General features: G+C 72.9%; 5 protein-coding genes and 1 pseudogene. 1 reads left to right on the top strand and 5 read right to left on the bottom strand.

The features are described 5' to 3' along the window. Positions 1-19: 19 nt before the first annotated feature. Positions 20-1513: pseudogene (locus ACN6LB_RS20610) on the top strand (tetratricopeptide repeat protein); the annotation flags it as partial. A 24-nt stretch (positions 1514-1537) separates the two neighbouring features. Here the strand turns inward: ACN6LB_RS20610 and ACN6LB_RS20605 are convergent. The 5 genes from ACN6LB_RS20605 to pcaH form a co-directional block, all read right to left on the bottom strand. Next, positions 1538-2329, bottom strand: coding sequence for an SDR family NAD(P)-dependent oxidoreductase (locus ACN6LB_RS20605; RefSeq protein WP_445027201.1), 792 nt, complete (start codon positions 2327-2329; stop codon positions 1538-1540). A gap of 64 nt (positions 2330-2393) precedes the next feature. Continuing rightward, positions 2394-3521, bottom strand: a complete 1128-nt coding sequence (pcaDC, locus tag ACN6LB_RS20600; RefSeq protein ID WP_445027200.1) for a bifunctional 3-oxoadipate enol-lactonase/4-carboxymuconolactone decarboxylase PcaDC — start codon at positions 3519-3521, stop codon at positions 2394-2396. After that, positions 3518-4858 carry a 3-carboxy-cis,cis-muconate cycloisomerase gene (gene pcaB, locus ACN6LB_RS20595; protein ID WP_445027199.1) on the bottom strand — a complete coding sequence of 447 codons (1341 nt, stop codon included), beginning with the start codon at positions 4856-4858 and terminating at the stop codon, positions 3518-3520. The genes pcaDC and pcaB overlap by 4 nt, the downstream gene beginning before the upstream one ends. Beyond that, complete coding sequence (pcaG, locus tag ACN6LB_RS20590) at positions 4855-5460, bottom strand: protocatechuate 3,4-dioxygenase subunit alpha (RefSeq protein ID WP_445027198.1); 606 nt, start codon at positions 5458-5460, stop codon at positions 4855-4857. Before pcaG ends, pcaB begins: the two co-directional genes overlap by 4 nt. 6 nt (positions 5461-5466) lie before the next feature. Continuing rightward, a complete protein-coding gene (gene pcaH, locus ACN6LB_RS20585; protein WP_356143145.1) occupies positions 5467-6240 on the bottom strand; it encodes a protocatechuate 3,4-dioxygenase subunit beta in 774 nt (257 codons plus the stop codon). Positions 6241-6244: the final 4 nt, after the last annotated feature.

The following is a 6244-nucleotide window of genomic DNA, read 5'->3' as shown; positions in this document are numbered from 1 at the left end:
TTCTGTTGATTGAGCTGCCCTCGGAGTGTCACCAGCGGGGGACAGTGCGTCAATCGGTGGGGGCGGGACTGCGGCGAGCGAAAATTTCGGACGCTTTCGAGCCGTCGGCGCACCCGACGCGGCGCGGCGCTGTCTGGAGCGTGCCCTCGCGGAGCCGCCGCTTCCCGAGGTCCACGCGCGCGTGCTCTACGAGTTGGGCTGTGCCACCCTGCTGACGGCGCCCGCCACCACGATCGGCCATCTGCGCGCCGCCCTGGAACGGCCGGGCCTCGAAGGCGACCTGAGGGTGGACGCGGTCTTCCGCCTCTCCCAGGCCCTGCTGCACAACGACCAGCTGGACGAGGCCGTCCGCACGGTCGACGCCGAGGCCGCCCGTCTCGCACCGGGCCCCGCCCGTATGCGGCTGCAGGCCGTGCACTACATGTGGGAGGGCATCCACGCCGGGGAGGAGCACTCCCCGAACCGCTCGCGCAGCCTCGCCGAACTCGTCAGGACGTGCACCGGCCGCGACAACTCCGAACGCGCCCTGCTCATACTGCGCGGTTTCGACGCGATGACCCGGGGCGAGAGCGCCGAGGAGGTCGTGGAACTCTGCGACCGCGCCCTGGTCAACGGACGCCTCGCCCCCGGACTCGGCTGGACCGACACCGAGTGGGGCATCGAACTCCTCATGATGCTGGGCAGTTCGTACGCCTACGCCGACCGGCTGGAGCGCGCGGAGAGTCTCTTCAACGAAGCCCTGCGCGCCTATACGACCGCTGGGTGGAGCGGCGGCCACCTCGCGCTCGCCCACGCGTTCCTCGGCCTCGCCTACCGCAGGCAGGGCCGTCTCAGGGACGCCGAGACCATCCTGCGCGAGTCACTGCGGCTGGCGGAGCGCGTCGGCCGCGGGCTGCCCCTGTACTGGTCGGCGACCTGCGGACTCGTCGACACGCTGCTCGCCCGCGGCCATGTCGACGAGGCCGCGGAGATCGCCGAGCGGTACGGCTTCGCCCCGCCCTACCCGTCCACGATCGTCCTGCCGGACACCCGCTCCGTACGCGGCCGGCTGCTGCTCGCCGTCGGCCGTACGAAGGAAGGCGTCAACGAACTGGAGGTGGCCGAGAAGGAGGCCGCCGCCCGCGGTCACCACAACACGGTGCTGGCGCCCTGGGCCGTGGACCTCGCCCGGGCGCTCGCCCACGACGACCCGCCGCGTGCCGCCGCCCTCGCCGCCGACGCCCGCCGCCAGGCCGAGCGCTTCGGAACCGACACGGCCATCGGCGAGGCCCTGCGCTGTGCCGCGGCCCTGGCCACCGGCCAGCAGGCGGTACGGCTGGCCACCCAGGCGGTCGCCTATCTGGAAGCCTCCCCCTGCCAGTACGAACACGCGGCAGCACGCGTCGAGTACGGCATCGCCGCGCGGTCCGTCTCCGAGCTCAACAAGGGCCTGGCACTGGCGCGTTCGTGCGGCGCGGACGGCCTGGTCGTCAAGGCGGAAGAGGTGCTGGCGACGGGGCGCGGCCTGCGGTGACGCACGCAACGCCCCGGAGCCCGTTCAGCTCTTGAGGAGCTGATCCGTGACCGCCGCCAGGCGTCCCCGGACCTCGGGGTCGTACGTCCCCGTGTGCGCCCGCGACGGGCTCGTACCGTCGTAGTACCCGCCGGTCCCCAACTCCTGGCCGGCCAGGGCCAGTACGCCCGCCGCGCCGTCGGCGACGGTGGACCATGGGCTGATGCCTGCCTCGCGGACCATCGTCGTGTCCATGTACGTGGCCGGGTGCAGGACGTTCACAAAGACGCCGCTGCCCGCCAGCTCCTCGGCGAGCGAGAACGTGTGGGCGGCGAGTGCGAACTTGCTGCGGCAGTACGCCGAGACGCCGTTGTAGCCGCGGGTCAGCTCCGGGTCGTCGAAGTCCAGCGGCTCCTGGCCCGCGGAACCGACGTTGACGATGCGCGCGGGGGCGTTCGCGCGCAGCACGGGCAGGAGAGCGCGGGTGAGGGCGACAGGGGCCAAGTAGTTGACCGCCAGGCGCAGTTCATGGCCGTCGGAGCTCAGCTCACGGTCCTCGCCGCGTGCTCCGCTGCCCACACCGGCGTTGTTGATCAGTACGTTCAGGTCCGGGTGCGCCGCGGCAACCTGCCGGCCCAGCTCGCCGACCTGGGCCAGCGAAGCCAGATCGGCGACGAATCCCCGGGCGTCGCCCTCGGCGCGCAGTTCGTCGACGAGCCGCTCGGTGCGGCCCGGGTCGCGGCCGTGCGCGAGGACGGTGTGCCCGGCGCGGACCAGTTCGAAGGCGACGTGACGGCCGAGGCCGGAGGTGGAACCGGTGATCAGGATGGTGGACATGTTTCCACCGTAGACACACGGCGGAGGCGTCCGCGAGATGCTGCTGAAGCTACGACCACCAGGGTCACCCTCCGCTGCCGTCCTCCTCGGCCAGCACCCGCTGCGCCGTCGCGAACGCCGAGTTCGCCGCCGGCACCCCGCAGTACACCGCGGTCTGCAGGAGTACGGCGCCGATCTCCTCCGGGGTGAGCCCGTTGCGCCGCGCCGCCCGTACATGCATGGCCAGCTCGTCGTAGTGGCCGTGCGCGACCAGCGCCGTCAGCGTGATCATGCTGCGCTCGCGGCGCGAGAGGGTGGGGTCGGTCCAGACCTCGCCCCAGGCGTAGCGGGAGATGAAGTCCTGGAAGCGTGCGGTGAAAGGCGTCTGGCGGTCCTGCGCCCGGTCCACGTGTGCGTCGCCGAGCACCTCGCGCCGCACCTCCATGCCCCGCTTGGCGCCGCCGGTGAGGTGGGCCCGCAGCGCGGTCAGTACGGCCGCCGGGCACTGGGCGGGCGCCAGATGTGAAGCCCCGGGGAGTTCCACCAGCGTGGCGCCGGGCACCGCGTCCGCGATCTCCCGCAGGTGCGGGGGCGGCGTCGCCCGGTCCTCGCGGCCCGCGATGAGCAGGGTGCGTGCGGCGATCTCCGGGAGCCGGTCGCGGAGGTCGAAGGCGGCCAGGGCGTCACAGCAGGCGGCGTACGCGTCCGGGTCCGCCGTGCGCTGGTCCTCGACCAGCCGCGGCACGGTGAAACCACCCGTGAACCAGCGGGAGTTCGCGGACTCGACGAGCGTCGCCAGGCCGCCCGCGCGTACGGCAGCCGCCCGCTCCTCCCACGGCTTCGAGCCGTTGAAGTGGGCGGACGAGCAGATCACCGCCAGGGACGACAGCCGCTCAGGGTGGTGCACGGCGAGATGCAGCCCCACCGCGCCGCCCAACGACACGCCCGCGTAGGCGAATTGCCCGATGCCGAGGGAGTCGGCGAGCGCGAGCACCAGATCGGCGAGGTCGCCGACACTCGCGCCCGGGCCGATCAGGCCGGCCGCGGAGCCGCCGTGCCCCGGCAGGTCCCAGCGGACCACCCGGTGGCTGATGGACAGTTCGGGCGCGACCTGGTCCCACAGGGCGAGCGAGGTGCCGAGCGAGGGCCCGAGCAGCAGCGGGGGAGCGGAGGCGGGACCTTCGGCACGGTGGTTGAGGAGGGTGTCGGTCAACGTCGCTCCAGAGCACGGTCGGTGAGGGCCCCGGCGGAGCCGGTGTAGCGGGTGGGGTCGGTGAGATCGTCGAGGTCGACGTCCTTCAACTCCGGTTCCTCGGCGAGGAGTTCGGGGAGCGTGCGGCCTTCGGTGTGGGTGCGCCGTGCCAGGCCGGTGAGCAGTTCCTTGGCGCGGGCGCGGCCGAGCAGGGGTGCCAGCTCCGCGGACAGTCGCTCGGAGACGATCAGGCCCCGGGTCGCGTCGAGGTTCCGGCGCATCGCGGCGGGGTGCACCTGCAGCCCCTCGGTGAGCTCGGCGGCATGGCCGGCGGCGCCGCCCACCAGGCGCAGCAGGTCGCGCAGCGGCGCCCACTCGGCGTGCCAGGCCCCGGCCGGCCGCTCGTCCTCGGCGGCGAGAGAGCCGTACAGGGTGGCCGCGAGCTGCGGGGCCCGCCGGGCGGCCGCCGCGAGGAGCGTGGACCGCACCGGGTTGGCCTTGTGCGGCATGGCCGACGAACCGCCGCCACTGCCCTCGGCCACCTCGCCGATCTCGGTGCGCGACAGCGTCAGCACATCCACGCCGAGCTTGCCCAGCGCCCCCGCCGTCAAGGCCAGACAGCCGGCCAGGTCGGCGACGGGTGTACGGAGCGTGTGCCAGGGCAACGGCGGTGCCGCGAGGCCCACTTCGCGGGCGTACGCCTCCGTCAGCGCGCCGGTGTCCTCGGCCCCGTACGCGTGGAAGGCCGCCAAGGTCCCGGCGGCGCCGCCGAGTTGGGCGGGCAGCGCGTCCCGTACCCGGGTGATGCGGTCCCTCGCGTCCAGGACCAGTGAGCGCCAGCCGGCCGCCTTCAGCCCGAACGTCGTCGGTACGGCGTGCTGGGTGAGCGTGCGTCCGGGCATCGCCGTGTCGCGGTGCTCGGCCGCCGAGCGGGCCAGTGCCTGTGCGGTGCGGGCGAGGTCGGCGAGGATCAGGTCCAGGGTGCGCCGGGCGACCAGCATCGTCGCCGTGTCCATGATGTCCTGGCTGGTCGCACCCCGGTGGACGTAGGGGCCGTACTCCTCGCCGACCGCCGCCGTCAGGTCGGCGACCAGCGGGATGACCGGGTTGCCGCCGGCCGGGGTGCGTGCAGCCAGGGAGCGGATGCCGAAGCCCGCCGGAACGGCTGCCTCGGTCACCGCTGCCGCGGCCTCGGCCGGAGCGAGCCCCAGCGTCGCCTGGGCCCGCGTCAGCGCGGCCTCCGCGTCGAGCATCGCCCGCAGATAGGCGTGGTCGCCGGTCTCGGACGCGGCGGCGGACAGCCCCCACTCGGGGGCGAGCAGGCCGGTGTCGGCATACGGAGCGGACGTGAAGGTCACTCGAACTCCAGGAAGACCGTTTCGCCTTCGCCCTGAAGGCGGATGTCGAAACGGTACGTGCCGCTGTCCTCCCGTACGGCGATCAGCGTGTCGCGTCGCTCCTCGTCCAGCTGGGACAGCAAGGGGTCCGTGGCGTGCGCCGCCTCGTCGCCCGGCAGGTAGATCCGGGTGAACAGGTGCACGAGCAGACCACGGGCGAACACGCACACGCTGATGTACGGCGCGCTGTGTCCGCGTGCTCCGGGCCGCAAAGTGTGCGCGGTCCAGTGCCCGCCTGCGTCGACCTGCACGCGTCCCCAGCCGGTGAACTCCACGCCGTTGCGGCCCAGATAGCCCCCCGTCGCGGCGTCGCGCCTGATCGAGCCGTCGACCGTGGACAGGGTGCCGTCCGTGTCGGGTCCCCACAGCTCCAGGAAGGCGTCCGGCAACGGATTGCCGTCGCCGTCGTACACGTATCCGCGCAGGGTGAGGGTGTCCGGGTGGCCGAGGGGCGCGATGTCACCGCCGCCGGGGAAGGGCAGCGCGTGGCCGTAGAAGGGGCCGACCGTGTGCGAGGGCGTGGGCAGCACGGCTTCCGGCCTGGTCGTGTCGATCTTCGTCATGGCGGGTCAGCGCCCTTCTTCGATCCAGGTGGCGGTCGGCCCGTCGAGCACGATGTCCCAGTGGTAGCCCATCGAGAACTCGGGCACCGACAGGCTGTGGTCGTAGGTCGCCACCAGCCGCTGCCGGGCCGCGTCGTCCGTCACGGACTGGATGATCGGGTCGTAGGGGAACAGCGGGTCGCTCGGGAAGTACATCTGTGTCACGAGCCGCTGCGTGAAGGCCGAACCGAACAGCGAGAAGTGGATGTGGGCCGGTCGCCAGGCGTTGACGTGCTGACGCCACGGGTAGGGGCCCGGCTGGACGGTGGTGAAGTGGTAGAAGCCGCTGTCGTCCGTCAGCGTGCGGCCCACGCCGGTGAAGTTCGGGTCCAGCGGGGCGTCGTGCTGCTCGCGCTGGTGGGCGTAGCGGCCGGCGGAGTTCGCCTGCCAGACCTCGACCAGCTGACCGCGGACGGGGCGCCCGTCGCGGTCGAGGACGCGTCCGGAGACGGTGATGCGCTCGCCGATCGGCTCGCCCTGGTGCTGCCGGGTGAGGTCGTTGTCGATCTCGGTGATGTCCCGCTCCCCGAAGGCGGGGGAGGACAGCTCCACCAGCTCCGGGTCCTTGCTCACGTCGATGGTGATCGGCGGCTGCTTGGGGTGCCGCAGCACCGAGGAGCGGTACGGCGCGTAGTCGCGGCGCGGCTGGTGCTCGACGGGGGCGCCGTCGGCGAGGCGCTTCTCGTACGCGGCGTGCTCGGCCGCGATCTCCAGGTCGATGTCGGCTTGTGTGAGAGTCATGGGG

Source organism: Streptomyces sp. SAS_270 (genome assembly GCF_052543295.1).
This window is presented reverse-complemented; position numbering and strand designations above follow the sequence as displayed.

Bases quoted from the DNA above. Each gene is read 5' to 3' on its own strand.
- ACN6LB_RS20605 (WP_445027201.1), bottom strand. From the start codon at position 2,329: ATGTCCACCATCCTGATCACCGGTTCCACCTCCGGCCTCGGCCGTCAC.
- pcaG (WP_445027198.1), bottom strand. From the start codon at position 5,460: ATGACGAAGATCGACACGACCAGGCCGGAAGCCGTGCTGCCCACGCCC.
- pcaH (WP_356143145.1), bottom strand. From the start codon at position 6,240: ATGACTCTCACACAAGCCGACATCGACCTGGAGATCGCGGCCGAGCAC.